We start from the raw sequence: 24,716 nt of genomic DNA on the forward strand, positions 1-24,716 counted from the left end.
AGTAACGGTGAATGGGCCGGAACAGGGCCAAGCTGCCCGGTTATTTGAAGTTCGTTGGAAATCCGTTACGAATTTAGTAAAACTTCACACCTTCGTCACCTGCTGGAAACCTAGATTGACGCGTCCCGGGACACACCGGAGACAGCCCTCAATGCTCGAGTTTTCCAGTCAGGAGAGAAGCTGTGAAACACCCGATCCAACGGCCCGCCAGCCGCCGCCATAACCACCTGGCATCGTCCATCACCCATATCCTTACCGGCGGCGCCCTGCTGCTGGCCGGCGCCGTGGCTTCCTCCTCTGCATTCGCGCAGGAGCAGGCCACCAACCTTGACCGGATCACCGTCACCGGTTCGAACATCCCGCGTACCAACACCGAGACACCGTCACCGGTGCAGGTGGTGACCCGCCAGGAAATCGATCGCACCGGCAAGACCACGCTTGCCGAGTACCTGCAGACCATCACCGCTGATGGCGCCGGCTCCATCCCCAAGACCTTCGGCAACGGCTTCGCCGGCGGCGGCGCCGGCATTTCGCTGCGCGGCCTCGGTGCCGGCTCGACGCTGGTGCTGTTGAACGGCCGTCGCATGGCCACCTACGGCCTGGCCGATGATGGCCAGAAGGTGTTCACCGACCTCAGCACCATCCCCCTCGACGCGGTCGAGCGCGTGGAAGTACTGAAGGACGGCGCCTCGGCGATCTATGGCTCCGATGCCATCGCCGGCGTGGTCAACATCATCCTGCGCAGCGACTTCCAGGGTGCCATCCTGCGTGCCTCGTACGGCCTGTCCGGTGACAGCGACGGCGACACCAAGAAGGCCACCCTGACCGCCGGTACCGGCGACCTGGCCAGCGATGGCTGGAACGCGTTCTTCAGCCTGGACGTCGGCAAGTCCGACGCCATCAAGATCAGCGACCGCAAGAATCGCAAGTGGATCGGCACCGGCGACACCCGTCCGTGGGGCTATGACGCCACCGACGCACAGTTCCTTGGCGGCGCCTACCTCAGCGGCCGCACCAACGGCGGCGTCGGTCCGAACGGTTCGGTGTTCAACAACGACGCTCCGTCGCCGCACCTGGTCGCCCTGCCGGGCTGTGCCAACCTGAGCACCATCCCGGGCCAGAGCGATGCAACTGCGGCGTCCCAGGGCTGCCTGTGGGATCCGGCCCAGCAGTACCGCGACCTGACGCCTGAAGAGAAGTACGTCAACGTGTTCGGTCGCGCCAGCTTCGCCTTCGGCGAAGGCGGCGAGGTCTACACCGAGATCGGCTACTCGAAGAAGGAAACCATCTTCAGCAACACCCCGTCCGGCGTGTCCGGCGGCTGGGGCTACCCCGGCGGCCCGGTCAACGCCAGCAGCGGCCCCGGCGCGACGATGCTGTATGCCGGCCACCCGGACAATCCGCTGCCCTACGCCGCGCGCCTGCGCTACAGCGCCTGGGATGTCGGCCCGCGCGTGACCAACAACACCAACGAGTTCAACCGCTTCCTGGTGGGCGTCAAGGGCAACTGGGGTGACTGGAGCTACGACACCGCCTACCTGCATTCGGGCACCGACCTGACCAACAAGCGCACCGGCTTCCTGCGCTACAGCTCCGTGCTGTGCGCGCTGGGCAACCCGAACTGCGCTGGCGGCACCTGGCGCATTGGCGACAACGCCAGCCAGAACTCGCAGGCGCTGTACGACTACATCTCGCCGACCATCAGCGCGCGCGCCAAGTCCAGCCTGGACATGTTCGACTTCACCATCTCGCGCAGCCTGATGGACCTGAAGGGCGGCCCGCTGGGCCTGGCGTTCGGTACCGAATGGCGCAAGACCAGCAACAGCCTGACCCCGCAGACCTACACCGACCAGGGTGACATCATCGGCCTGGGCTATTCGGCTTACGACGGCACCCAGAACGTGTACGCCGGCTACGTCGAGCTGTCCGCACCGGTGCTGGAGCAACTGGAACTGTCGGCCGCGCTGCGTTACGACAAGTACGAAAGCGGTGAAGGCAAGGCCACGCCGAAGCTGGGCGTGAAGTGGACCCCGGCCGACTGGATCGCCCTGCGCGCCAGCTACGCTGAGGGCTTCCGCGCACCGAACCCGGCCGAGAACGGTGACGGTGGCCTGGCCGCCTTCTCCAACGCACGCGATCCGGTGCGCTGCGCCATCGACCCCGCCGAGTGCACCGCGCGTTCGGTGGCCATCATCACCCGCCCGAACAAGGACCTGAAGCCGGAAGAGTCCAAGAGCTACTCGGTGGGCCTGGTGCTGCAGCCGACCTCCAGCACCTCGCTGACCGTCGATGCCTGGCAGATCAAGCGTACCAACGAGATCGTGCAGGGCAGCACCGCCGCCGCCATCCTCGCCGGCAGCGTGCTGCGTGATTCCAACAACATCGGCGGCGTGGCCAACTCCGGCAGCATCCTGGCCGTCAACACCGGCTATGTGAACGCCAGTTCCTCGCGCGTTCGCGGCATCGACACCGATATCCGCCAGACCTTCGATATCGGCCCGGGCCAGTTGGAGATGGATCTGCAGTGGAGCCACATCCTGAAGTTCGAGCGTACCGAAGGCGGTGAAACCGTCGACTATGCCGGCACCCACGGCAACTGCGACGTCACCAACTGCATCGGCACGCCGAAGGACAAGATCAACTTCGGCACCACCTGGCGCCAGGGTGTATGGAGCGTCAGCGGCGTTGCCAACTACATCGCCAAGATGGACAACACCGACAAGCGCGGTGGCGACTACCAGGCGTTCTATGAGGACGGCACGCCGGTGACGAAGATTTCTTCGTTCACCACCTTCGATCTGTCCGGCCGCTGGAACATCACCGAAGCCTTCGAGCTCAATGCCTCGGTGGCCAACGTGTTCGACCGTATCGCTCCGCTCGATCCGACCACCTACGGTGGCGTGAACTACAACCCGATGCACTTCTCCGGTGCGCTGGGCCGTTACTTCACCGTCGGCGCCAAGTACACGTTCAAGTAATCCTGCTGCAGCATCACCTGCAAAGGCCCGGGCCCCTGCCCGGGCCTTTGCTTTTTTCCGCACGCGACAGCGTCCATCATGGGCACCCCGACAGCTGCGGCGCGCGTGATGCCCTCTTCCAACCAACGCCTTGGCCTGGCCGCCCTGACCGCACTGGTGGTCGGCTCGATGGTCGGTGCCGGTATCTTCTCGCTGCCACAGAACGTGGCGCGCAGCGCCGGCCCCGCGGCCGCACTGATCGGCTGGGCAGTGAGCGGCGCCGGCATGCTGATGCTCGCCTTCGTGTTCCAGGCCCTGGCCAATCGTCGCCCCGACCTGGACACCGGCATCTATGCGTATGCGCGCGCAGGCTTCGGCAACTACATCGGATTCTCCGCCGCCTGGGGCTACTGGGTGGCTTCGGTGCTCGGCAACGCCAGTTTCTTCGTGCTGATCTTCAGCGGCCTCGGCCACTTCGCGCCGGTGTTCGGCGAAGGCAATACACCGGCCGCCATCGCTGCATCCTCCCTGCTGCTGTGGACGGTGCATCTGCTGGTACTGCGCGGCCTGCGTACCGCGGCAATCATCAATGGCCTGGTCACCGTGGCCAAGCTGGTGCCGATCGCGCTGTTCCTGATCCTGGCGGCCGCTGCATTCCGCATGGACGTGTTCCGCGCCGACTTCTTCGGCGTCCCCGCGCTGGGCGACATGGGCCAGCAGCTGCGCGGGATGATGCTGGTCACCGTGTGGGTGTTCATCGGTATCGAGGGCGCCAGCATCTACTCGCGCCGGGCGATGCGACGCGCCGATGTCGGCCGCGCCACCGTGATCGGCTTCATCGGCGTGTGGCTGCTGCTGGTGCTGGTCAGCCTGCTGTCGATGGGCGTCATGTCGCAGGCCGAACTGGCCGGCCTGCCCAACCCCTCGATGGCCTATGTGCTGCGCGCGATCGTTGGCGAATGGGGCGCGACGGTGATCATCATCGGCTCGATCATCTCGGTGCTGGGCGCGCTGCTGGCGTGGGTGCTGCTGTGCGCCGAAGTGCTGTTTGCCGCCGCTGGCGATGGCACGATGCCGGCCTTTCTCGGCCGCGAGAACGCGCGCGGCGTGCCCGCCAATGCGCTGTGGCTGAGCAACGGCCTGATCCAGTTGTTCCTGCTGCTGGTGCTGTTCAATTCGGGCAGCTACACCAGCCTGGTGCTGCTGGCGGCGTCGATGAGCCTGGTGCCGTACTTCCTGTCCAGCGCATTCGGCGTAAAGCTGGCCTGGCAGGGCGAGGCGTACGCCAGCGCCGCCGGCGCCCGTTGGCGCGACTTCCTCGTCGCGCTGCTGGCCAGCGCCTATGCGCTGTGGCTGGTGTATGCCGGCGGCCTGGACAACCTGCTGCTGTCGGTACTGCTGTATGTGCCGGGCGTGGTGCTGTACGCGTTGACCCGGCGCCAGCGCGGCGAGCGGGTGTTCACGCGCTGGGAGTGGGTGCTGTTCGGCGCGATCCTGGTGGTGGCCATCGCTACATTGGTGGCATTCTGGAAAGGCCAGCTGACGCTGTAGAGCCGAGCCCGCGCTCGGCTTCGCGCAGGCAGCCGAGCATGGCTTGTATGTTCCTCCCGGCTCGGCTCTACAACCGGCGTTTCGGCAGCATGCCGATGTCGTGCATCCAGCGTTCGGCCAGGCTGGGCCATGCCGACACCGGCGCATCTTTCAGGCGCAGGCCGAACGCGTGGCCGCCGCGTGCGAACAGATGCATTTCAACCGGCACTCCCGCTTCGATCAGTGCACGCTGATAGGTCAACGCGTGACGGACATCGTCCGTGGGGTCGTCGGCGGCCTGCACGATGAATGTCGGCGGCACCTTGGCATCGACCACGATGTCTTTTTCCAGCGAATCATCCTTGCGTACCCAGAGATGCCCCGGATACAGCAGCATCGCGAAGTCCGGCCGGCTGGACTGCGCATCCGCCGCATCCAGCGCTGCATAGCTGCGCTGCGCATGCGTGCTCAACCCGGCCACCACATGGCCGCCGGCCGAGAAGCCGATCACGCCCAACCGTTGCGGATCGATCTTCCAGTGTGCGGCCTGCGCACGCAGCAGGCCCATTGCCCGTTGCGCATCCTGCAATGCCATCGGCACGGCGGGAATGTCGCGGCAGTTGCATTCGCGATCCCAGTTCGGCCCCGAGGCCGGTACGCGATACTTCAGCAGCGCGCAGGTGACGCCCTGTGCGGTGAGCCAATCACAGATCTCGCTGCCTTCCAGGTCCATCGCCAGCACGTTGTAGCCACCGCCCGGCACCACCATCACTGCGGTGCCGGTGGGCGAGCCTTTCGCCGGGAACACGGTGAGCGTGGGCACGGCTACGTTCTGCAGCATCATCCAGTGCTCGCCACTGGCCCGGGAGACGGTTTCGCTGACCTGCTCGGGGCCTTTCAGCTTCGGCGGCGCCATCACCTGGCCATCTGGCCAGAGCGGCAGTTCCGTGGTGCCGGCGGGCGGTTGCCAGGTCGCTGGCGCGGCGGCAGATGCAGCGAACGGCTGCAAGGCCAGCAGCAGTGAAACAGCGAAGCCGATCGCGCGCATCGTCAACATCCACGTGATGAAACCGCATTGTAGAGTCGGGTTCGCTCGACAGAGTGCGCGCAGTGCATCCACGCATGGCGTGGATCTACCCGCGCACGCGACTGCATGGTTCGACGCAACAAAAAAGGCCTGCATCTTGCGATGCAGGCCTTTTGAATGTGGCGCCCGAAGTTGGACTCGAACCAACGACCCCCTGATTAACAGTCAAGTGCTCTAACCGGCTGAGCTATTCGGGCAGACCGCCAGTATAACGACTCTTCACGCGCGATGGTAGGGGTGATTGGCCAACATCGCAGCGGCGCGATACAACTGTTCGGCCACCACCAGCCGCACCAGCATGTGCGGCAGCGTCAGCGGGCCGATCGACCACTTTTCATCGGCCAGCGCAGACACTTCCGGCGAATGGCCTTCCGGCCCACCAATCAGGAACGCCAGGTCCCTGCCCTGTCCGCGCCAGTGCTCCAGGCGCTGCGCCAGCTGTTCGGAACTGAGCTGGCGGCCCGGTACGTCCAGTGCAACAACATAGGCATTCTTCGGCAGCGCAGCGATCACCCGCTTGCCTTCGTCTTCGGTGGCGCGACGCGCGTCGCGCCCTTTGCCGCGCAGGCCGGGCTCGATCTCCACCAGCTCGAAGGGCAGCCAGTGCGAGAGCCGCTTCTGGTACTCGGCAAACCCCTGCGCGACCCAGCTGGGCGCGCGTTCGCCGGTGGCGATCAGGCGGGCTTTCATCAACATTCCTCCAAAACGTCGACGGCGCCATCGGCGCCGTCGAGAACTGCATCAACGCATGGCTCAGGCCACTTCGTCGTCGTCGTAGGACGGCGGCTGGTCGCCAACGGTCCACAGGCGCTCGAGCGCGTAGAACTCGCGCACGCGCGGCAGCATCACGTGCACGATGACGTCGCCCAGGTCGACCAGCACCCATTCGGCTTCACGCTCGCCTTCAACACCCAGCGGCATGACGTCGATCTTCTTGGCGAAGCGCACGACCTCGTCGGCGATGGACTTCACATGGCGGGTCGACGTACCCGACACGACTACCATGTAGTCGGCGACGCTGGACTTGCCGCGCACGTCGATCTCGACCGGGTCCTTGGCCTTCAGGTCTTCGGTGGCTTGACGGACGCTGGCCAGCAGTTCCGGCACGGAGGGCGGCGGGCTGGGCAGATCGACCTTGATGGTCTGGGGCTGGGTCTGGTTGCTCAAAGCGGGTCGACTCGATAAACGTGGGGGCGATTATACGGCCACAGCGCGGCAACCGTATTCACGAGGTGGCGGAGCGGTACAGGCCATGGCCAGAAACATAGTCGGCCACCGCAGGTGCCAGCATGGCCCGCCAGGGACCACCCGCGGCGATCTGGGTGCGCACGGCGCTGGCCGATTCCTCGCGCAGCGGGTGGTGCAGGCGCAGGATGCGGCCGGCCGGGCTGGCAAACAGCGCCTGTTCGTTGTCGGCCCAGCGGCCCTCGGTGGCCTGCCCCAGCGCGCCGTCGACACTGGCCCGCAGCGGACTGCCCGGACGCTCGGCGACGATGAAATGGGCCAGCCCGAACAGCGCCTGCCACTCATGCCAGCTGGGCAGGCCGAGCAGGCTGTCGGCCCCCACCAGCCACGCCAGCGGGCGGCTGGGGCCAAGTTCGGCACGCAGTTCGCGCAGGGTATCGACGGTATAGGACGGCCGGCCGGGAAAGCGCGCGGCCCGATCCAGCTCATGACGGTCCAGCAGCAGGCCCGGCTCATCGCCGATGGCCAGGCCGAGCATGGTGCAGCGTTGTTCGGCGGTCGCGCCCGGCACCGCGCGGTGCGGCGGGTCGGCGGCAGGCAGCATGCGTACCGCCACCTGCAGTTCATCGCGTGCAGCGCGCGCGATCGCCAGATGGCCCAGATGCACCGGGTCGAAGGTGCCCCCGTAATAGATCCGCAGGCTCATGGATCAGGCCCGGGCGAGCAGCCGTACCGCGCGCGCCTCGGCCACCGCCACCAGCAGGCGCTCAAGCGCGAGCCAGGCATCGCCGTCGGCTCGCCCCTTGGCGATGCGGTCAACCAGCCCGGCTTCGGCCACGAAACGCTCCCAGCGCTTGCCTTCCGGGTGCCGCTGCAGCGCACGCTTGTAGGGTGCCTGCCGCGATTCCCAGATACCACGGGATTTCATCTCCGCAGCCAGGTTGCCGCCGCGTGCCTGGACCCGTGCCAGGCCGGCACCAGCCAGCAGTTCGCGGATCACGATCGGCATCAGCGCGGCCACGGCCTCGCCTTCGCCGCGCAGACCGGCCAGCATCCTCAGCACCGCCTGCGGCTGGCCGGAGAAGGTGGATTCGACCAGCCGGAACACGTCGTAGCGGGCGGCATCGGCCACCAGCGATTCCATCCGTTCCACGTCCAGGGTCTGGCCATCGGCCAGCAGTGCGAGCTTGTCGATCTCCTGCGCCGCGGCCAGCAGGTTGCCTTCCACGCGCTCGGCCAGGCGTTGCACGGCGGCGGGCTCGGCGCGCAGGCCTCTGCTGCGCAGGCGCCGTTCGATCCAGTCCGGCAACTCGTGCGGCTTGATCGCCCAGGCCACCGACAGCACGCCGACGCGGCCCACCGCCTCGGCCCACTTGCCCTGGTGGGCCTTGCTCCACTCATTGGCGGTGATCATCAGGATCACGTCCGGCGCCGGATTGGCGCAGAACTGGCTGATCACCTCGCCACCGTCCTTGCCCGGCTTGCCACTGGGCAGGCGCACTTCCACCAGGCGGCGGGCGCTGAACAGGCTGGGGGCGTGGAAACTGGCGTCGAGCTGGTTCCAGTCGAAGTCGCGGCCATCGGCATCGAACACTTCGCGCTCGTCGATGCCGGCCGCGCGTGCGCGGGCACGCACGGCGTCAGCCGCCTCCAGCACACGCAGTGTTTCCGGGCCGGCGATCAGATATACCGGCGCCAGCGCCGTGTCAGCGCCCTGCCCGGCCAGCTGTTCCGGTCGCAGTTCCATCAGGCGCCCGGCTCAGTGCTGGACGGCGGGTGCGGGCTCGACCGGATCGTGCTCGACCGGCTTCGGTGCCGACAGGCTGCCGCCCTTTTCCAGTTCGGCGCGGACCACGCTGTCGATACGGCGGATGATCGAGGCCGACATTTCGCGGCGCAGTTCGTCAGCCAGGATCTCGCGTTCGGTGGTGGTACCGGTGGCGTCGGTCGGCGGCGACACGTAGTCGCGCGACAGTTCGATCACCTGCTGCGGCACCAGTTCGCTGCCATCTTCGCGGCGGAAGATGAAGATCACCGCATAGCGCAGGCTGTATTCCTGCGCGCGGCCCTGCGAGTCGATGGCGATGGGCAGGTCGCCCCAGCGTTCGGACAGCACCTGCAGCTGGGCATTGGGGCCCTTGCTGTCCTCATCGGCCAAGCGAGCACCGGAGGCCAGCAGGCTGCGGTTCAACAGCTTGACCAGCTCACTGTAGGGCGCGGTGGATACCACCTTCACCGGTGCCGTGTCGGTCGGCAGCATCAGCTTGTTGCGCAGGTGGAAACCGCAGCCGGCGAGGCCGAGGGCGAGAACGAGGGCAAGCAGGATTCGGGTCATGGAGACAGTCTGGCGGAGCCGGGCGATCACGGCAACAGACAGGGTGCCCGAGGCCGCGTGAACGCAGGGCCATCGGCCGGGCGCGCCCGGCGTGGCGACAACGCACCGGCCGCCACGATGGCGGCCGGTGCCAGGTACATCAGGCAGCGACGATGTTCACGATCTTGCCGGGAACGATGATGATCTTGCGCACCGTCAGGCCTTCCAGGAACTTGGCCGCGTTCGGCTCGGCCAGGGCCAGCGCTTCGATCTGCTCGCGCGCGGCATCGGCGGCGACCTCGATGGTGCCACGCAGCTTGCCATTGACCTGCACGGCCAGGATCAGCGCATCGCGCACCAGCGCACTGCTGTCGGCCTGCGGGAACGGCTGGTCTTCCAGCAGCGTTTCGCCATGGCCCAGCACCTGCCACAGGGCGTGGCTGGCGTGCGGGGTGATCGGGTTGAGCAGCAGCACGATGGCCTGCAGTGCTTCCTGGCGCACGGCGCGCCCCTGTGCACTGCCGTCTTCGAACTTGGCCAGCGCGTTCATCAGCTCCATCACCGCAGCAATGGCGGTGTTGAAGCTGTGGCGGCGCCCGTAGTCGTCACCGACCTTGCCGATGGTCTCGTGGGTCTTGCGGCGCAGGGCCTTCTGGCCGGCATCCAGCGCGGCCGCGTCGAGCGCCGGTGCGGCACCGTCGGCAGCGTGCTTCTGCACCTGTGCCCACAGGCGGCGCAGGAACCGGGCCATGCCGTCCACGCCGGCTTCGTTCCATTCCAGCGACTGTTCCGGCGGTGCAGCGAACATCGAGAACAGGCGCACGGTATCGGCGCCGTACTTGCTGACCATCGCCTGCGGGTCCACGCCGTTGTTCTTCGACTTGGACATCTTCTCGGTACCACCGACCACCACCGGCTGACCGTCGGCGATGAGGGTGGCGCCGGTGATGCGGCCGCGCTCGTCGCGCTGCACTTCCACATCGGCCGGGTTGATCCAGTCCTTCGAGCCGTCCGGGTTCGGGCGGTAGTAGGTCTCGGCGATCACCATGCCCTGGCACAGCAGGTTCCGCGCCGGTTCGTTGCTGTCCACCATCCGCGCGTCGCGCAGCAGCTTGTGGTAGAAGCGGAAATACATCAGGTGCAGGATCGCGTGCTCGATGCCACCGATGTACTGGTCCACCGGCAGCCAGTAGTTGCCGCGCTTGTCGACCGCATCACGGGCACCCGGCGAGGTGTAGCGGGCGTAATACCAGCTCGACTCCATGAAGGTGTCGAAGGTGTCGGTCTCACGCTCGGCCGCGCCACCGCATTCCGGGCAGGTGGTCTTGCGCCATTCCGGATCGGCCTTGATCGGCGAACCGGTGCCGACGAAGTTGACGTCTTCCGGCAGCACCACCGGCAGCTGGTCTTCCGGCACCGGCACCGCGCCACACTTGTCGCAGTAGATCACCGGAATCGGGCAACCCCAGTAGCGCTGGCGGCTCACGCCCCAGTCGCGCAGGCGGTAGTTCACCCGGCGCTGGCCCTGGGCCTTGCGCTCGAACCGTTCGGCCAGCGCCTCGAAGGCGCCCTGGAAATCCAGGCCGTCGAACTCGTCGGAGTTGACCAGTTCGGTCTCGCGGGTCTTGTCGCCGTACCAGTCCTGCCAACGCGTCGCGTCGTAGGCGCCCTCGTCCTTGCGCAGCGACTTCAGCGCGATGACCTGGCGGATCGGCAGGTTGTACTTGTTGGCGAATTCATTGTCGCGCTGGTCGTGGCCCGGTACGGCCATCACCGCGCCGGTGCCGTAGCCCATCAGCACGAAGTTGGCGACCCACACCGGCACCTGGGCACCGGTAACCGGATGCACGGCGCGCAGGCCGGTATCCATGCCGCGCTTTTCCTGGGTTTCCAGTTCGGCCTCGGACACGCCGCCCTGCTTCATTTCCGACAGCAGCGCAGCCAGTTCCGGGTTGTTCTTCGCCGCATGCAGGGCCAGCGGGTGTTCGCCGGCGATCGACACGAAGGTCACGCCCATCACGGTATCCGGGCGGGTGGTGAACACGCGCAGCGGATCCAGTGCGGCACCATCGACGTCACGCACGTCGAACTGGATTTCCAGGCCCTCGGAGCGGCCGATCCAGTTGCGCTGCATGGTCTTGACCGACTCCGGCCAGCCGTCCAGTTCATCCAGGCCGTCCAGCAGTTCCTGGGCGTAATCGGTGATGCGCAGGAACCACTGCGGAATCTCGCGCTTTTCCACCAGCGCGCCGGAGCGCCAGCCGCGGCCGTCGATGACCTGCTCGTTGGCCAGCACGGTCTGGTCGACCGGGTCCCAGTTCACCACCGCGTTGCGGCGGTAGGCCAGGCCCTTGCGCATCAGGCGGGTGAACATGCGCTGCTCGTGGACGTAATAGTCCGGGCGGCAGGTGGCGAACTCGCGCGACCAGTCGATGGCGTAGCCCAGCGACTTCAGCTGGCTGCGCATGTGGTCGATGTTCTTGTAGGTCCAGGCGGCCGGCGCGGTCTTGTTCTTGATCGCAGCGTTTTCCGCCGGCAGGCCAAACGCGTCCCAGCCCATCGGCTGCAGGACGTTGTGGCCGGTCATGCGCTTGTAGCGGCTGATCACATCGCCGATCGTGTAATTGCGCACGTGGCCCATGTGCAGCGCACCGGACGGATACGGAAGCATCGACAGGCAGTAGTACTTCGGCTTGTCCGAGGCTTCATCGACCTCGAAGGCACGGGTAGCGTCCCAGTACTTCTGGGCGGCGGATTCAACCTGCTGCGGATCGTAAACGTTGGGTTCGACGCTGGTCATGTAACACGCGGTTGCGGCGGCAAAGCGGTACAGCGTACCGCAGTGCGGCAAATGGCTCCAATCCCGCCTGCCGGGCCGGCGCGCGGCGAGGCGCTGGAGAGCGTCTCAGCGCCTGCGCGACAGCGGCAGGGCCAAGGCCAGCCACAGCGCCCAGCAGGCAAAGGCCAGCCGTTGCGCCAGCGCCGCCGGCAGTACACCCGGCAGGCCGAACGCGAGCAGACCAGCGCCGGTTCCGCAGCCCAGCGCCAGCAGGCCCAGCCTTCGGCCACCCGGATGCCGCAGTCGCGCCGCCCCCAGCAGCACGCTGCCTGCGACAAAAGCCAGCGCCCAGACCATCCACACGCTGGCGTGCAGCTTGCTGGCCGGGCCCTGCATGTCCATCTGGTCCTCGAAATCCAGCGGCAGCAGACCCATCGCGATGAAGGCAAGCGCGGCCAGCAGCAGCATCTGGCTGCCCACGCGTGCCGTCCAGGCGGCATCCACCGGTAGTTGCCGGCGCAGGCGCTCGGCCACCACCACCGCCAGCGCACCCGGCAGCACCAGCCCCAGCAGGTTGAAGCCCAGCGCATGGGGAATGCCGTGCGCGCCCAGCCAGGTCACCGGATGCAGCGCCTGCGAGTAGTCCGGCAGCGCCGCACCGAAGCCGGCCACCGACAGCACGAACAGGGCTGCGGCGAGCACGCCCACCCAACGATCCAGCCGAACCACGGACATCGCAGCCACTCTCCACAAGAACATCAGCACATTGTCGCGGCAGCTGCCAGCTCCGCCAAGCTGTCCCGGATTTCCTGGAGACGTGGTCCCAGGGTTGAGACCGACAGGGTTCGTCACCATAGAATCGGTCTCCAGATGCCGAACGATGCCCCATGACCGAGACGACCTACGTATTCGACGCCACCACCGCTACCTTCGAGGCGGACGTGCTGCAGAAGTCGCTGCAGACACCGGTCCTTGTGGATTTCTGGGCGACCTGGTGCGAACCGTGCAAGACCCTCGGCCCGATGCTGGAGAAGCTGGCCGGCGAATACAACGGCGCGTTCGAACTGGCCAAGGTCGATGTGGACAAGGAACAGCAGATCGCTGCGGCCTTCCAGATCCGTTCGGTACCCACCGTGTTCCTGGTCAAGGGTGGGCAGCTGGTGGACGGCTTCCCCGGCGCCCTGCCGGAAGGCCAGCTGCGTGAATTCCTGGCCCAGCACGGCGTGGTGCCGGCCGATGTCGTCGACAGCATTGCCGAGGACGAGGCCCCGCTGGACCCGCAGGCGCAGGTGGACGTACTGCGCGCGCAGATCGCCGCCGAGCCGGACAAGGACGAGCTGAAGCTCGACCTGGCCCTGGCGCTGCTGCAGGTTGGCGGCGTGGACGAGGCCAGCACGCTGATCGATGCCCTGCCCGCCAACCTGGCCACCGACGACCGCGCCGTGCGTGGCCGCGCCCGGCTGTCCTTCGCCGCCGCGCTGAAGGACGCGCCGCCTGCGGAGGTGCTGGATGCGCGCATCGCCGCCGATGGCAAGGATCTGCAGGCGCGTCACCTGCGCGGTGTGCAGCTGCTGCTGGCGGGCGAGGACGAAGCCGCGCTGGAACAGTTCCTGGAGATGCTGCGGATCGACCGCGGTTTCCAGGAAGGACTGCCGCGCAAGGCCCTGATCGACGCCTTCAATGTCATCGCCGATGAAGACCTGGTGGGCCGCTCGCGGCGCCGGATGGCCTCCCTGCTGTTCTGAACGGCACCGGCATCGTTCAGAATCCCTGCACTGAACGCGGGCAATAATGCCCGCGATGGTGGCCCCCAGGGCCGCCACGATCCGTTCGGGGGGATGAGGTCGGGGCCATGGGGTCTTGCAGCTGCGCCCCCGCTTTGCCGGGACAGCAATCCGTGACCGTTGGCCGCTCGTCGTCTTTCATCATGCGTTTCCTGCGCACACTGCTGTGTGCCCTCTGCCTGTTGCCGACGTTTGCCGGCGCGCAGGACTGGAACTACCGGGTCCGCCCCGGCGATACCCTGTGGGATCTGGGCGCGGCGTATCTCAAGCCCAGCGTGGGCTGGCAGCAGCTGCAGCAGCACAACCGCATCGACAACCCATACCGGTTGCCGCCGGGCGAACTGCTGCGCTTCCCGATCGGCTGGCTGCGCGTTGAACCCGCCCCGGCGCGGGTACTGGCCGTGCGTGGGCAGGTTGAACTGAGCGCAGCCGATGGCAGCAGCAACCGCGCCGTGCGCGCAGGCGAAGAGCTGCACATCGGCGATGCGATCCAGACCAAGGCCGATTCCAGCATCACCCTTGAATTCGCCGACGCCTCGCGGTTGCAGCTGCGCGAACACTCACGCCTGCGCCTGGACCAGCTCAGCCGCTATGGCCGCACCGGCATGGTCGATACCCGCCTGCGCCTGCAGCAGGGGCGCGCCAGCAACCGGGTCACCCCGGCGCGCGGGCCGGCATCGCGCTACATCATCGATGCACCCACGGCCACCAGCAGCGTGCGCGGCACCGTGTTCCGGGTCAGCGCCGGCGATGACGCCCATGCCGGTGCCACCGAAGTACTGGAGGGCAAGGTGCAGGTCGGCAACCCGCATGGCCAGCGTCTGGTCCACCCCGGCCAGGCCAGCCGCAGCGCAGGCAGCGCAACAGCACCCGAAGCGGTTTCCGGCCTGCTGCCGGCACCGCGCCTGCGCGCCGATGCGACCCGCCTGGGCGCCTTGCCGGCCCAGCTCGCCTGGGAACCGGTGACCGGTGCCGACCACTACCGGGTGGAAGTGGTGCAGGCCGCCACTCCGGAAATCCTGTTGTTTGCGGCCACCACCACCGACACCGCGCTGGTGATCGGCGAGCTGCCGCCGGGTGCGCTGCGCCTGCTGCTGCGCGCAGTGGATGCACAGGGCGTGGAAGGTCTCGATGCCAGCGAGGATTTCCTCCTCGGCGACCAGCCGCCACCGCCACTGACCATTTCCCCGCTGCAGGGACAGACGGTCAACAGCGACCGGCCGCGCTTCCACTGGAGCCAGGCGCCCGGTGCCAGCAGCAGCGTGCTGCAGGTGGCCGACGAGCCGCAGTTCCTGCAGCCGCTGCGCGAGCAGAGCACCGGCAGCACCGACCTGCGCCTGGGTGAGCCGCTGCCGCCCGGCCAGTACTACTGGCGGATCGCTTCGCGTGATGGCCAGGGCCACCAGGGTCGCTATGGCCAGGCGTTGGCGCTGCAGTTGAGCGATGAACCGGTGGACCCGGCACTGCAGCCGCCCGAGGCCATCGACGGCGAGCTGACCCTGCGCTGGCAGGCGGGAAGCGATGGCCAGCGCTATCGGGTGCAGGTCGATCGTCGCGGTAATTTCAGCGCGCCGCTGCTCGATACCACCGTTGACGAACCGCAGGTCAGCTTCAAGCGCCCGTGGCGCGGCACGCTGCACATCCGTGTGCAGTACATCGACGATGACGGCCACGCGGGCCCGTTCTCGCCTGCCCAGCAGGTCAAGCTGCCGTGCCGCCTGTGCTACGGCGCGGGCGGCGGTGTCCTGCTGCTGTGGCTGTTGCTGTGAGGCGCTCGCCGCTGCCGTGGTCGCGACGGATCCTGCTGGCCCTGCTGGCAGGTGTAACGACTGCGGTGGTCAGCCACGGCCAATGGCTGTGGCGGCAGGACGAAACGGCGTACGACATGATGGTCGGCAGCTGGGATTACCGTCCTGACCCCAGCGTGCTGATCGTCGCCATCGACGAGGGCAGCCTGCAGCGGCTGGGGCAGTGGCCGTGGCCGCGCTCGGTGCATGCCCGCCTGCTGGACCGCCTGACCGACGCTGGTGCCGAGCGCGTCGCGCTGGACCTCATGCTGTCCGAGCCCGACCGCCGCGATGCACGCCAGGACGCCGAGCTGGCCGCGGCGATCCGTCGCAACGGCCGCGTGGTGCTGCCGGTGCTGGCCGCGCCGGCGGCCGGCGACCGCATGGCCGAGGAGATGCTGCCCATCCCGTTGATTGCCGCCAGCGCTGCCGCCATGGGCCACAGCGACGTTGAAGTCGACGGCGATGGTGTCGCCCGAGGGGTCTACCTGCATGCCGGCATCGGCCAGGCGCACTGGCCGGCACTCGGCCTGGCGTTGACCGATCTGCCGCCGCAACGCGCACACGGTCTGCCCGACCCCGACCCGGCGCTGGACTCGCCCTATCAATGGCGCCGCGATGATTACGTGCGCGTACGTTATGCCGGGCCACCGGAACGCTTGCCACAGGTGTCCTACGCCGATGTGCTGGAAGGGCGCGTGGATGACTCGATGCTGCGTGGCAGGCGCATCGTGGTCGGCATGACGGCCAGTGGCATCGCCCTCCGCCTGTTGACACCCACCACCCGCGAATACTGGATGAGCGGCAGCGAGTACCAGGCCAACCTCGCCTCGATGCTGCTGCAGGACAAGCAGATCGACGTGTTGCCCCGCGCCTGGCAGGACACCCTGGCCGGCGTGCTGGTGGCGATGTGCGTACTGCTGCTCGGGCTGCGCCTGCCCTGGGTCGTTGCCCTGTGCTCGCTGCCGGCCGCGCCGCTGCTGAGCTGGCTGCTGCTGCGCACCAGCAGCCTCTGGTGGGCGCCGGCCAGCGCCCTGCTCGGCATCGTGCTGGTGCTGACGGCGTGGGCGACCTGGCGCATCGCCTCCTGGCACCGCCAGGCCAACCGCGATGCGCTGACCGGGCTGGGTAACCGCCTGCGCTTCGAACAATCGCTGCAACAGGAATGTGATGCGGCGCGCCGCAGTGGCAAGCCCTTGACCCTGGCTCTGATCGATGTCGACCACTTCAAGCACCACAACGATCGCCATGGTCACCAGGTCGGCGATCGCGTGTTGTGCGAAGTGGCCCGCCTGATCCAGGCGCATGCCCGGCGCCCCCGTGACATGGCCGCGCGCTACGGCGGCGACGAGTTCGCCCTGGTGCTGCCCGACACCCCGGTGGAAGGCGCACGGCAGGTGATCGAAGACCTGATCTCCTGCATCCGCGCCCTGCCGCCGCCCGGCGATGGCAGCGAGACCGGTGTCACCCTGACCATCGGCGTCTACACCCGTGTCCCGGACAGCGACCTGCAACCGCATCATTTCGTCGAAGGCGCCGACAACGCGCTCTACCGGGCCAAGGACAATGGCCGCGACGGTTACGTGATCGACGGCGGTACGCCCGGACCGTAGCGCACGGCAGGCCCTTCCGTGCGCCGCGGGCTACAACATACGCATGCGAATGGTTAGACTGGGGGCCCCGTCCCCTGCCCGGTTCCCACATGAAAGCCAGCACGTTCCGCTTCGGCATCAACCTGTGGCCACCGTTCCTGTTCACCGGCATCCATGTCACCCGGATCACCCCGGACTACCGGCAGATCGACGTGGAACTGCGCCTGCGTCCCTGGAACCGCAACTACGTCGGCACCCACTTCGGCGGCAGCCTGTTTGCGATGACCGATCCGTTCTGGATGCTGGGCCTGATGCACACCCTCGGCCGTGACTATTACGTCTGGGATCGCGCCGGTGCGATCGATTTCCTCAAGCCCGGCCGCGGAACGGTGCGCACCTCGTTCCGCATCGATGACGCCCTGCTGGATGAACTGCGTACGGCGGCGGCCGGCGGCGAAAAAGTGCTGCGCTGGTTCAGCAACGACGTGGTCGACGAAGCTGGCGAGGTCGTCGCGCAGGTACGCAAGCAGGTCTATGTGCGCCTGAAGCCACACGCACGGTAAAGCGGGTCGGCCGACGCCCCGCTATCCTCTGCAGCCCTGCCATGGAGGCTGCAATGCGCCTTTCGTTGTTTGCTGCGGCACTGGCCGCCCTGCCCTTCACCGCCACCGCACTGGACGTGCCGCCAGTGCGCTATCCCTCCCTGCCGGCGCACGCCGCTACGGCCGAGGGTTTTGTACCTGCCGGCTGGGCGCTGGAATACAGGATCGAAGGCGACCTCGACCAGGACGGGCGCGCCGACCTTGCGCTGGTGCTGCGCCAGCAGGACCAGCGCAACATCATCGAGCACGATGGGTTCGGGCCGTCGCCGTATGACAGCAACCCGCGCATCCTCGCCATCGCTTTTGCGCGCCCCTCCGGTTACCTGCTGGCCGCGCAGAACCACACCCTCATTCCTCGACCGGACTCGCCGGTGCTCAGCGATGCGCTGGCCGAAGGCACCGGCGTGTCGATCCAGCGCGGCGCGCTGCGGGTGGGGCTGTACTCGTTCTCCAGCGCGGGCAGCTGGTCGACGAGCACCACCACGTTCACGTTCCGCTGGCAGGAAGGCGCCTTCGCGCTGATCGGCTACGACCGCGACTCGATGATGCGCAATTCCGGGCAGACCGAAGGCCTCAGCGTGAACTACTCCACCGGCAAGGTGAAGCTGACCGAAGGCAGCATGCAGGACGACAAGGAGCAGGTGCGCTGGCAGACCCTGGGTGACCGCAGGCGCTGGACACTGGACAGCGTCGGCGATGGCTGGGCGTTCAATCCGCTCGGCGACGGCGGCTGAGCCCGGGTCAGTCAGCCTGCAACGGCATCGACAGATACGGACCCTCGCCTTCGCGCGCCGGTCCACGCCGCAGTACCTGCAGGTGGCGGCCGTCTGCAGACAGTTGTGGCATGCGGGCGTCCGAACGCCACTGCGCCGGCAACCGCGCCAGCGCCTCGTCGGCGGGCCCGGGCTGCTGCCGCAGCCAGCGCTGTGCGCCGAGCAGGCGGATCATCGCCGCTGCGTCCTGGCTGCGCGCCGCGTACTGTGCGTAGGACGGCCCGGCGATGGCGCTCACTGTGCATCCCAGCGGATTGGCCACGCAGCCCACGTCCCATCGGGGCGATGGCGGGGCTAGGAGCGGGACATCGGCTGCCAGCGCCGTGGCCGCACCAGGCCGGCATGCCCAACCGAAATTGCTGGCGATCCGGGCCAGGGTGTGGTCGCGATCCAGCAGCAGACGGCTGCCTGCTGTCTGCGTGGACGCCTCGATGGCGGCCTTGTTCATCGCAAATTCGCCCTGCATCGCTTGGCACAGGCTCTGCTCGTCGGCGTCCAGCGGCTGCAGCGCCACCTCGCAGGAGGCGGGCAGGACGTAATCCGGTGATTGCTCGACCAGCATGTCGCCCAGCAACCCGGCATGGGTCCTCACCACAACAGCGCCCATCATGCTGTCCATCAGCGTGCTGCCGGTGCGCATCATCCGCCGCCCGAACCGGACCGCGCTGCAGCTACCCTCGACGGCACCGGCAACATCACCCTGCAGATAGGCCAGTGCCTGCGCACTGGCGCCATCCAACAGCGGCGTGTACGCCGGTAGTGGCATGAGTTCGATTCCGCTGGGCTGGAACGGCGAATCGAAACGATCGAAGTCTGCCAACCGGGCCAGTCGCTGGTGCAGGCCGGCATGCCCGGCGTGAGCGTCAGCGAAACGCTGCGGATCAGCGCGCACCTGTGCCAGGCAGCCGACGGGCCCGACGGCACAACGACCTGCCCCATCCAGCTTCAACGGTGCGTGCCTGGCGGCCAGCACCGAGGCATGCGACGCCTGCGAGGGCGTCGTCTGCCAGCGCTGCACATCGTCGGCCAACGCCGCCTCACGCTGGGCCGGGTCCAGCCCATCGAAGGGCAGCGTCCACAGCAGGGCGAAGCCGTTGCGGCCTTCGTTGGGTTGCACGGCCTCAAGCAGACGCCTGTCTTCCCGCTGCGCGGCCGACAACGGCCAGAACCTCGACAGCAGCCATGCCGCGATGGCCATCACCACCAGGGCCAGCAGTGCCCAGCCCAACCACCGCAGCATCTTCAACACAGCATCCTTTCCCTGCATGGCCAGCACCACCAACGGACAGCGTAAACGAGCGGCCGCGACCGCTACAATGCGCGCATGTCGCTCGAAGCCCCCGCCCTGGTTCCCCGCCCCTCCCTGCAGCGCCTGTTCCTGACCGGCCTGCTGACCCTGTTGCCGATCTGGCTGACCTGGGTGGTGGTCAAATTCGTGTTCGTGCTGCTGTCGGGCATTTCCAGCCCACTGGTGGTACCGCTGTCCGAACAGATCGCGACCAGCTTCCCGCATTACCTCGGCTGGGTCCGCGCCGAATGGATTCAGAACACCATCGCCCTGCTGGCCACCCTGCTGGTGATCCTGGCGGTGGGCGTAGCCAGCCGCCGCGTGGTCGGCCAGCGCCTGCTGCGCTGGGTCGGTGCGATCATCAAGCGCATTCCGCTGGCCAGCATCATCTATGACAGCGCCAAGAAGCTGCTGGACATGCTGCAGACCGAGCCGGGCAGCACCCAGCGCGTGGTGCTGATCGACTTCCCGCATCGCGACATGAAATCGGTCGGCCTGGTCACCCGGGTCATCAAGGAACAGGGCACCGACCGCGAACTGGCCGCCGTCTACGTGCCGACCACGCCGAACCCGACCTCGGGCTATCTGGAGATCGTGCCCGTCGAGCTGCTCACCCCGACCGACTGGACGGTGGACCAGGCGATGAGCTTCATCATTTCCGGCGGTGCAGTGGCGCCCTCCAGCGTTCCGTTCACCCGCGCTGGCGATCGTTCCGAATGAGCGAGGCGTCTCATGCGCGGCCGCTGCAGGACCGTGCGGTCCTGCTGTTCATCGTGCTGGCCGCGTTCTTCTGTGGCAACGCGGTACTGGCCGAACTGATCGGGGTGAAGATCTTCGCCCTGGAAGACACGCTCGGCATCGACCCGCTGAACTGGAACCTGTTCGGCCAGACCGGCTCGTTGAGCTTCACCGCCGGCACCCTGCTGTGGCCGGTGGTGTTCATCATGACCGACACCATCAACGAATTCTTCGGCAAGCGCGGGGTGCGTTTCATCTCGTGGCTGGCGGTGGTGCTGATCGCCTACGGTTTCCTGTTCGCCTTCGCGGCGATCTCGCTGGCACCGGCCAGCTGGTGGGTGACCTCGATGGATGCCCATGGCGTGCCCGATTACCAGGCCGCGTTCGCAGCGGTGTTCGGACAGGGCATGTGGACCATTGCCGGTTCGTTGGTTGCGTTCCTGTTCGGCCAGTTGATCGACGTGGCGGTGTTCCATCGCATCCGCCAGGCCACCGGCGAGCGCCATGTATGGCTGCGTGCCACGGGCTCCACTGCGGTCTCGCAGCTGGTGGACAGCTTCGTGGTGATCTGGATCGCCTTCGTGCTCGGCCCGCAGCACTGGCCGACATCGCTGTTCCTGGCGGTGAGCAGCGTCAACTACGTCTACAAGATGGGCTTCGCGATCGCCCTGATTCCGTTGCTGTACCTGATGCGGCGTGCAATCACCCGCTATCTGGGCGAGCACCGCGCCGCCGACCTGCGCGCTGCGGCCGCGGCTGACTGAAGCCCCAGCGGCGCGCAAGCTGACTGCGCCCTCACGCTGGCCGTACGCGCGCGGATCGTGCAAGCTCCACGGTCTGTGTTCCACGGAAGCTTCTTGATGCCGTATTCCCCCCGCGTCCTGGCCGCCGCCATCGCCGCGTTGTTCCTGTTCAGCGCCGTTCCGCCGGCCGAAGCAGCGAAGAAGAAGGGCAGCCGCCCCGCCGCCGCGCAGACACGCCAGGCGGCTAAGCCGAAGGCGCGCGCCGGCACACGTGCCACCCCGCCGGCCCGCGGCAGTTCGGCGCGCCGCGCCGCGCCGCGTCCGCTCGCCCCGGCCCGCGCAGTGCCCAAGCAGGTGCAGCTGGAGCGCTTGTACGACGAATACTGGGATGCCTCCATGCGGTTGAACCCGCTGCAGGCGACCTTCCAGGGCGAGCCGCGCTACAACGACCAGTTGCCCAATATCCTGTCCGCCGCCTGGCGCCAACAATCGCACGACTTCACCACCGAATGGCTGGGCAAGGTCGAGAAGATCGGCAGCGATGGCCTGCAGGGCCAGGACCTGCTCAGCTACGAGATCTTCGTGCGTGATGCCCGTGCCTCGCTGGCCGCCGAACGCTATCCGAGCTGGATGATGCCGATCAGCCAGTACTACAACGTCGGCAGCATCATGGCCATCCTCGGCGCCGGTGCCGGCGCGCAGCCGTTCAACACGGCCAAGGACTACGACACCTGGTCGCGACGCTCGCTGGGCATTCCCGATCTGTTCGACCAGGCCATCGCCAACATGCGCCAGGGCATGAAGGCCGGCGTGGTGCAGCCGCGCGACCTGATGGAAAAAGTACTCCCGCAGCTGGACGCGGTGATCAAGCCGACCGCCGAAGAGAGCATCTTCTGGTCGCCGATCCGGACCATGCCGGAGTCCATCTCCGCCGAAGACAAGGCGCGCATCAGCGCCGAGTACAAGCGCATGATCGAACTGCGCATCATGCCGGCCTACCGCGCCCTGCGTGGCTTCATCGCCACCGAATACCTGCCTGCCACGCGCAGCAGCAGCGGCCTGGGTGCCCTGCCCGACGGCCAGGCCTGGTACGCCAACCTGATCGTGCAGACCACTGCCAGCCAGCAGACCGCCGCGCAGCTGCATGCGCTGGGCGAGCAGCGTGTGCAGGAGCTGCAGGCACAGATCACCACGGTGATGCGCGATGGCAAGCTGCGCAGCTCGCAGGCCAAGCTGCTGCGCAGCATGCGCAACGACCGCCAGTTCCAGTACAGCGATGCCAACGCGTTGCTCAACCGTTACCGGCAGGTGCAGCAGCAGGTTGATGCACGCCTGCCGCAGGTGCTGGACACCCTGCCGAAGGCGCCGCTGCAGATCCATGCAGTGGAACCGGAGCGTGCCATGACCGCCGCCGCCGCCTCCTACCAGCCGTCGCCCCCGGGGCAGCCCGGCGTGCTGTTCGTCAACACCCGCGACCTGCCCAGCCGCAAGCGCTGGAACGTGCCGGTGCAGTACCTGCACGAAGCCATTCCCGGCCACCATGTGCAGCTGGGTCTGCAGCAGGAACTGACCAAGCTGCCGCGCTTCCGCCGCCTCGGCGGTGACCTCGCCTTCGTCGAAGGCTGGGGCCTGTATGCGGAAACCCTCGGCGAAGACCTCGGCGTGTACACCGATCCGTACGACCGCATCGGCTATCTGTATTCGCGCCTGTTGCGTGCCGCGCGCGTGGTCGCCGACACCGGCGTGCATGCGCAGGGCTGGAGCAAGCAGCAGGCCGTGACCTATCTGCAGAAGACCGTCGACATGAGCGCTGACGATGCCAATGCGGAAGTGGAGCGGATCATGGCCCAGCCGGGCCAGGCACTGTCCAACGTGGCGGGCCTGACCACGATCATCGCGCTGCGCGACAAGGCCAAGGCACGCCAGGGGGCAGCGTTCGACCTGCGCCGCTTCCATGCCGAAGTGCTGAAGGACGGTTCGATGCCACTGGATGTGCTGGACCACAAGATCGAACGCTGGCTGGCCCAGCCAGCCGCTGCAACGCCAGCACCCTGACCGTCACGGAGCTGCCATGCGCCCTGCCGCCCTGCTGTGTGCCACCGTTCTCGCCCTGCTGCCGTCGATCACGCTGGCGGCGGCACCGGTGGTGCCGCCGGATGCAGGCATCGATGGACTGATGCAGGCCTATGACGGCCAGGTGCCGGGCGCGGCCGTGCTGGTGCTGCACGATGGGCAGCCGGTATTCCGCCGCGGCTACGGGCTGGCCGTGGTCGAAGATGGCAGCGCCGTGACGCCGGCCAGCAATTTCCGCCTGGCCTCGGTCAGCAAGCAGTTCACCGCTGCGGCGGTGCTGTTGCTGGTCGAGGACGGTCGCCTCGCACTGGACCAGCCCGCGCGGCGCTGGCTGCCGGAACTGCCGCCCGCCGCTGCCGCCATCACCTTGAGGCAGTTGCTGTCGCACACCAGCGGCCTGCTGGACTACGAAGACCTGATGGACCCTGCCGACACCCGGCAGGTGCACGACGCTGATGTGCTGGCGCTGCTTGCCCGCGAAGATCGGCTCGCCTTCGCGCCCGGTACGCAGTACCACTACAGCAACAGCGGCTACGCATTGCTGGCGCTGATCGTCGGCCGCGCCGCCGGCAGCGACTTTGCCAGCTTCCTGCAGCAGCGCATTTTCCGGCCGCTGGGCATGGCACACACCGTCGCCCACCAGGACGGTGTCGACGTGGTGGCGCAGCGTGCCTATGGTTACAGCGAGGTTGAGGGCCGCTGGCAACGCACCGACCAGAGCACGACCAGCGCCGTGCTCGGCGACGGCGGCATCTACGCTTCGCTGGACGACCTCGCGCGCTGGGATGCGGCCCTGTACGACGACCGCCTGCTGTCAGCCGCATCGCGCAAGGCGATGTTCAGCCCGGCCACCGCCACCACCGAAGCGGACGTACCGCACTACGGTTTCGGTTGGCGCTTGAATGGCCGCATGCATTGGCACAGCGGCGAAAGCATCGGCTTCCGCAACGTGATCCTGCGCTACCCGGACAAACACCTGACCGTGATCGTGCTGAGCAACCGCAACGCCCCCGAACCCTATCCGCTGGCGCTGAAGATCGCCCAGCGCTGGCTGGACACCCTGCAATGACCACCGCTACCACCGGCCTGCTGGGCATCCACCATGCCGCACTGATCTGCAGCGACTACGCGCGTTCGAAAGACTTCTACGTGCGCGTGCTGGGCCTGCGCATACTGGCCGAGAACCACCGCGCCGCACGCGACTCGTGGAAGCTGGACCTGGCCCTGCCCGATGGCGGCCAGCTGGAACTGTTCTCCTTCCCCTCGCCGCCCGCACGGCCCAGCCGCCCCGAAGCCCAGGGCCTGCGCCACCTCGCGTTCCGGGTGGCTGCGCTGGAACCGTTCATCGAACGCCTGGCCAGCAACGGCGTCGCCTGCGAACCGATCCGCGTGGACGAATACACCGGCCGCCGCTTCACCTTCTTCGCCGACCCCGACGACCTGCCGCTGGAGCTGTACGAAGTCGGTTGAGGCCCCCGGGGTGG

General features: G+C 67.4%; 21 protein-coding genes and 1 tRNA gene. 12 read left to right on the forward strand and 10 right to left on the reverse strand.

Features of this window, described 5'->3' with window-relative positions:
* Positions 1-182: 182 nt before the first annotated feature.
* Positions 183-2,978 (forward strand): TonB-dependent receptor, encoded by a 2,796-nt coding sequence (locus tag ACFX4F_RS09790; RefSeq protein WP_099818987.1) that lies wholly within the window; start codon positions 183-185, stop codon positions 2,976-2,978.
* A 108-nt stretch (positions 2,979-3,086) separates the two neighbouring features.
* Positions 3,087-4,508 (forward strand): arginine-ornithine antiporter, encoded by a 1,422-nt coding sequence (gene arcD, locus ACFX4F_RS09795; protein ID WP_380654669.1) that lies wholly within the window; start codon positions 3,087-3,089, stop codon positions 4,506-4,508.
* A gap of 67 nt (positions 4,509-4,575) precedes the next feature.
* Here arcD and ACFX4F_RS09800 read toward each other — a convergent pair whose 3' ends face one another.
* From ACFX4F_RS09800 to ACFX4F_RS09840, 9 genes are all read right to left on the reverse strand, one after another.
* Positions 4,576-5,535 (reverse strand): alpha/beta hydrolase, encoded by a 960-nt coding sequence (locus ACFX4F_RS09800; protein ID WP_380654672.1) that lies wholly within the window; start codon positions 5,533-5,535, stop codon positions 4,576-4,578.
* A gap of 159 nt (positions 5,536-5,694) precedes the next feature.
* Positions 5,695-5,771: transfer RNA gene (locus ACFX4F_RS09805), tRNA-Asn, on the reverse strand.
* 22 nt (positions 5,772-5,793) lie between these two features.
* Complete coding sequence (gene rlmH, locus ACFX4F_RS09810) at positions 5,794-6,264, reverse strand: 23S rRNA (pseudouridine(1915)-N(3))-methyltransferase RlmH (protein WP_025879294.1); 471 nt, start codon at positions 6,262-6,264, stop codon at positions 5,794-5,796.
* A 63-nt stretch (positions 6,265-6,327) separates the two neighbouring features.
* On the reverse strand, positions 6,328-6,741 hold the full coding sequence (rsfS, locus tag ACFX4F_RS09815) for a ribosome silencing factor (RefSeq protein ID WP_099818985.1): 414 nt from the start codon (positions 6,739-6,741) through the stop codon (positions 6,328-6,330).
* Between the two features lie 58 nt (positions 6,742-6,799).
* Positions 6,800-7,465: a nicotinate-nucleotide adenylyltransferase gene (gene nadD / locus ACFX4F_RS09820; protein ID WP_099818984.1), complete on the reverse strand. Its 666-nt coding sequence runs from the start codon at positions 7,463-7,465 to the stop codon at positions 6,800-6,802.
* A gap of 3 nt (positions 7,466-7,468) precedes the next feature.
* Positions 7,469-8,506, reverse strand: coding sequence for a DNA polymerase III subunit delta (gene holA / locus ACFX4F_RS09825; protein ID WP_380654677.1), 1,038 nt, complete (start codon positions 8,504-8,506; stop codon positions 7,469-7,471).
* 12 nt (positions 8,507-8,518) lie between these two features.
* Complete coding sequence (gene lptE, locus ACFX4F_RS09830; RefSeq protein ID WP_099818982.1) at positions 8,519-9,094, reverse strand: LPS assembly lipoprotein LptE; 576 nt, start codon at positions 9,092-9,094, stop codon at positions 8,519-8,521.
* A gap of 139 nt (positions 9,095-9,233) precedes the next feature.
* Complete coding sequence (gene leuS / locus ACFX4F_RS09835; RefSeq protein ID WP_380654681.1) at positions 9,234-11,873, reverse strand: leucine--tRNA ligase; 2,640 nt, start codon at positions 11,871-11,873, stop codon at positions 9,234-9,236.
* A gap of 105 nt (positions 11,874-11,978) precedes the next feature.
* The gene (locus tag ACFX4F_RS09840) at positions 11,979-12,587 is read right to left on the reverse strand and encodes a DUF998 domain-containing protein (protein WP_099818980.1); all 609 of its coding nucleotides are present in this window, start codon (positions 12,585-12,587) and stop codon (positions 11,979-11,981) included.
* 152 nt (positions 12,588-12,739) lie between these two features.
* On the opposite strand from ACFX4F_RS09840, the gene trxA reads away from it, so the two are divergent.
* From trxA to ACFX4F_RS09865, 5 genes are all read left to right on the forward strand, one after another.
* Positions 12,740-13,597 carry a thioredoxin gene (gene trxA, locus ACFX4F_RS09845; protein WP_380654685.1) on the forward strand — a complete coding sequence of 286 codons (858 nt, stop codon included), beginning with the start codon at positions 12,740-12,742 and terminating at the stop codon, positions 13,595-13,597.
* A gap of 107 nt (positions 13,598-13,704) precedes the next feature.
* The gene (locus tag ACFX4F_RS09850; RefSeq protein WP_380654688.1) at positions 13,705-15,405 is read left to right on the forward strand and encodes a FecR domain-containing protein; all 1,701 of its coding nucleotides are present in this window, start codon (positions 13,705-13,707) and stop codon (positions 15,403-15,405) included.
* Positions 15,402-17,036: a CHASE2 domain-containing protein gene (locus ACFX4F_RS09855; RefSeq protein ID WP_380654691.1), complete on the forward strand. Its 1,635-nt coding sequence runs from the start codon at positions 15,402-15,404 to the stop codon at positions 17,034-17,036. The genes ACFX4F_RS09850 and ACFX4F_RS09855 overlap by 4 nt, the downstream gene beginning before the upstream one ends.
* Positions 17,037-17,125: 89 nt before the next feature.
* Complete coding sequence (locus ACFX4F_RS09860; protein ID WP_032975063.1) at positions 17,126-17,578, forward strand: DUF4442 domain-containing protein; 453 nt, start codon at positions 17,126-17,128, stop codon at positions 17,576-17,578.
* A 53-nt stretch (positions 17,579-17,631) separates the two neighbouring features.
* Positions 17,632-18,351: a hypothetical protein gene (locus ACFX4F_RS09865; RefSeq protein ID WP_380654694.1), complete on the forward strand. Its 720-nt coding sequence runs from the start codon at positions 17,632-17,634 to the stop codon at positions 18,349-18,351.
* Positions 18,352-18,358: 7 nt separating this feature from the next.
* On the opposite strand, the gene ACFX4F_RS09870 is transcribed toward ACFX4F_RS09865, so the two are convergent.
* Complete coding sequence (locus ACFX4F_RS09870) at positions 18,359-19,630, reverse strand: hypothetical protein (RefSeq protein ID WP_380654711.1); 1,272 nt, start codon at positions 19,628-19,630, stop codon at positions 18,359-18,361.
* Positions 19,631-19,714: 84 nt separating this feature from the next.
* On the opposite strand from ACFX4F_RS09870, the gene ACFX4F_RS09875 reads away from it, so the two are divergent.
* The 5 genes from ACFX4F_RS09875 (at position 19,715) to ACFX4F_RS09895 (ending at position 24,702) form a co-directional block, all read left to right on the forward strand.
* Entirely contained in the window at positions 19,715-20,398 is a 684-nt protein-coding gene (locus tag ACFX4F_RS09875) for a DUF502 domain-containing protein (RefSeq protein WP_236512165.1), read from the forward strand.
* Positions 20,395-21,180, forward strand: a complete 786-nt coding sequence (locus ACFX4F_RS09880; protein WP_025879090.1) for a queuosine precursor transporter — start codon at positions 20,395-20,397, stop codon at positions 21,178-21,180. The genes ACFX4F_RS09875 and ACFX4F_RS09880 overlap by 4 nt, the downstream gene beginning before the upstream one ends.
* A gap of 96 nt (positions 21,181-21,276) precedes the next feature.
* The gene (locus ACFX4F_RS09885) at positions 21,277-23,214 is read left to right on the forward strand and encodes a DUF885 domain-containing protein (protein WP_380654699.1); all 1,938 of its coding nucleotides are present in this window, start codon (positions 21,277-21,279) and stop codon (positions 23,212-23,214) included.
* A gap of 16 nt (positions 23,215-23,230) precedes the next feature.
* Positions 23,231-24,301, forward strand: coding sequence for a serine hydrolase domain-containing protein (locus ACFX4F_RS09890; RefSeq protein ID WP_380654702.1), 1,071 nt, complete (start codon positions 23,231-23,233; stop codon positions 24,299-24,301).
* The gene (locus ACFX4F_RS09895) at positions 24,298-24,702 is read left to right on the forward strand and encodes a VOC family protein (protein WP_380654705.1); all 405 of its coding nucleotides are present in this window, start codon (positions 24,298-24,300) and stop codon (positions 24,700-24,702) included. Before ACFX4F_RS09890 ends, ACFX4F_RS09895 begins: the two co-directional genes overlap by 4 nt.
* The last annotated feature ends 14 nt before the right edge of the window (positions 24,703-24,716 follow it).

It is taken from the genome of Stenotrophomonas sp. YIM B13575, from assembly GCF_042787595.1.
Taxonomy (GTDB): Bacteria; Pseudomonadota; Gammaproteobacteria; order Xanthomonadales; family Xanthomonadaceae; genus Stenotrophomonas; species Stenotrophomonas lactitubi_B.